Origin of the sequence: Streptomyces sp. NPDC127106, assembly GCF_042677605.1 — a bacterium.
Taxonomy (GTDB): domain Bacteria; phylum Actinomycetota; class Actinomycetes; order Streptomycetales; family Streptomycetaceae; genus Streptomyces.
In genome coordinates this window covers 1-2,506 of sequence record NZ_JBHXTC010000114.1, presented here as the reverse complement: position 1 = coordinate 2,506, position 2,506 = coordinate 1, and the positions used below count along the sequence as shown (strand labels likewise).

Sequence of the window (2,506 nt, the reverse complement as noted above, 5' to 3'; positions counted from 1 at the left end):
GCGCCCCCCCCCCCGCCCCCCTCCCCACCCGCCACCACCCCGCCCCCCCCGGCTGCCGCCCCCGCCGGGCGCGGGCGCCGCGCCCGGCGCGGGCCCCCCCCCCCCTCTCGCCCGTTTCGGCTCGCCCTCGAAGCCGGCGCGGACCTCCCGCGTGATCTCTTCGGTGCGGGCCGGTATGGCGTCGGTAGCAGTCGAGCACCGGCGACTTCCGCGTGGAGAACAGCTACGGCACCAGGGGCGGCCAGGCCGGCGGCACCGTCCCCGTCAAGAACGCCGCCAACCCGCCGCTGCGCCTGGTCCCCGGCCCGGTCAGCGACGCCTCGTTCAGCCGGCAGCGGGTGGACGGCACGATGGCCGTCGACTCGGCGAACAAGCGGCTGTACGTCCGCGTCGGCGGCCAGTGGCTCTGGTCGCCCCTCAACGCCTGAGGAAGCCGGGCACGGGCGGGCCCGTCAGGAGTAGGCCGGTGACTCCCGGCGGGACAGCGCGACCACCCGCTCCGCGCCCGCCAGGACCGCCGGGTCGACGAACCGGCCGTCGGGCAGGGCGACCGCACCCGGGCTGCGCCGCGCCGCCGCGACGATCTCCTCGGCGGCGGTGACCTCCTCCGGGGCGGGCAAGTAGGCCCGCTCGATCACCGGCAACTGCCGCGGGTGGATCGCCGCCCGGCCCAGGAAGCCCAGCGCCCGGCCCCGGGCACAGGAGGCGGCGAGCGCCTCCATGTCCCGGATGTCGGGGAACACCGACTGGGCGGGCGGGGCCAGCCCGGCGGCCCGGGCGGCGACCACCACCCGCGAGCGCGGCCAGTCCAGCCCCGCCTCCGCGCTGATGCCCAGGTCGGCGCGGAGATCGGCCTCGCCGAGGGACAGCCCGCGCAGGGCGGGGTGCGCGCGGGCGATCTCGTACGCCCGCTCCACGGCCAGCGCCGACTCCAGCAGGGCGTGCAGGGCCACCCCGCCGGTGCGGTCGGCGGCCTGCACGATCTGCTGCGGGCCGGTGATCTTCGGCAGGCGCAGGCCGGCCAGCCCCCGCAGCCCCGTCAACGCGGCGAGGTCGGCGCCGCCCCACGGGGAGTCGAGGGCGTTGACGCGGACGTGGACGGCGACCGGGGGCCGGTCGGCGAGCAGCTCGGCGGTGGCCGCCCGGGCGTACTCCTTGCGGGACGCCGACACCGCGTCCTCCAGGTCGACGATGACGGCGTCGGCCCCCGACCGCAGGGCCTTGGCGACCACCTCCGGGCGGTCACCGGGTACGTAGAGCCACGTCAGGATCACAGGGCCCCCTCCATCCGGAGTGCGCTGATCTCGGCGCCGGTCAGGCCGAGTTCGGTGAGGACGGCATCGGTGTCCGCGCCGTGCGGGCGGCCCGCCCAGCGGATCCCGCCGGGGGTCTCGGACAGGCGGAACAGGACGTTCTGCATCCGGAGCGGTCCGAGCTCCGGATCCTCGACCTCGGTGACGGTGCCCAGCGCCGCGAACTGCGGATCGGCCAGGACGTCCCGTACGTCGTAGACCGGGGCGATCGCGGCCTCGGCCTCCTCGAAGGCGGCGACGACGTCGTCGGCCTTGTGGCGGGCGATCCAGCCGCCGACCGCCTCGTCGAGCACGGGCGCGTGGGCGGCCCGGCCCGAGCCGCTCGCGAACCACGGCTCGGCGGCCAGCTCGGGCCGGCCCACGAGGCGCAGCACCCGCTCCGCCACGGACTGCGCCGAGGTCGAGACCGCCAGCCAGCGGCCGTCGGCGCTGCGGTAGGTGTTGCGGGGGGCGTTGTTCACGGATCGGTTCCCGGTGCGCGGCTGCACGTAGCCCAGCTGGTCGTACCAGAGCGGGTGCGGGCCCAGGACGGTCAGGATCGGCTCGATGATGGCCAGGTCCACGACCTGCCCGCGGCCCGTGCGCTCCCGGCCGGCCAGGGCGGTCATCACGGCGTACGCGCAGGTCAGCGCCGCGATCGAATCGGCCAGCCCGAACGGCGGCAGGGTCGGCGGGCCGTCCGGCTCCCCGGTGATCGCGGCGAAGCCGCTCATCGCCTCCGCGAGGGTGCCGAAACCGGGCCGGCGGGCGTACGGGCCCTGCTGGCCGAAGGCCGTGACGCGGGCCAGGACCAGCCGCGGGTTGGCCGCGGACAGCTCGTCCCAGCCCAGGCCCCACCGCTCCAGGGTGCCGGGGCGGAAGTTCTCGACGACCACGTCCGCGGTGGCGGCCAGCCGCAGCAGGGTGTCCCGGCCGCCCGGGGTGGACAGGTCGAGGGTCATCGTCCGCTTGTTCCGGCCCAGCAGCTTCCACCACAGGCCGACCCCGTCCTTGGCGGGGCCGTGCCCGCGGGACGGGTCGGGGCGGCCCGGATGCTCGACCTTGACCACCTCGGCGCCGAAGTCGCCGAGCAGGGTGGCGGCGAGGGGCCCGGCGAACAGCGTGGCGAGGTCGAGCACCCGCAGCCCGGCCAACGGCCCGGCCCCGGCCGACGGCCCGGCCCCGGCCGACGGCCCGGCCCCGGCCGACGGCCC

At 77.5% G+C, this 2,506-nt stretch carries 3 protein-coding genes; 1 reads left to right on the top strand and 2 read right to left on the bottom strand.

What is annotated here, in order from left to right:
* Positions 1-212: 212 nt before the first annotated feature.
* Complete coding sequence (locus ACFVGY_RS37430) at positions 213-428, top strand: hypothetical protein (protein ID WP_385686954.1); 216 nt, start codon at positions 213-215, stop codon at positions 426-428.
* Positions 429-452: 24 nt separating this feature from the next.
* On the opposite strand, the gene ACFVGY_RS37425 is transcribed toward ACFVGY_RS37430, so the two are convergent.
* Together ACFVGY_RS37425 and ACFVGY_RS37420 are read right to left on the bottom strand one after the other, a co-directional pair.
* Positions 453-1,274: an HpcH/HpaI aldolase/citrate lyase family protein gene (locus tag ACFVGY_RS37425; RefSeq protein WP_385686951.1), complete on the bottom strand. Its 822-nt coding sequence runs from the start codon at positions 1,272-1,274 to the stop codon at positions 453-455.
* Complete coding sequence (locus ACFVGY_RS37420) at positions 1,271-2,446, bottom strand: CaiB/BaiF CoA transferase family protein (RefSeq protein WP_385686967.1); 1,176 nt, start codon at positions 2,444-2,446, stop codon at positions 1,271-1,273. Before ACFVGY_RS37420 ends, ACFVGY_RS37425 begins: the two co-directional genes overlap by 4 nt.
* Positions 2,447-2,506: the final 60 nt, after the last annotated feature.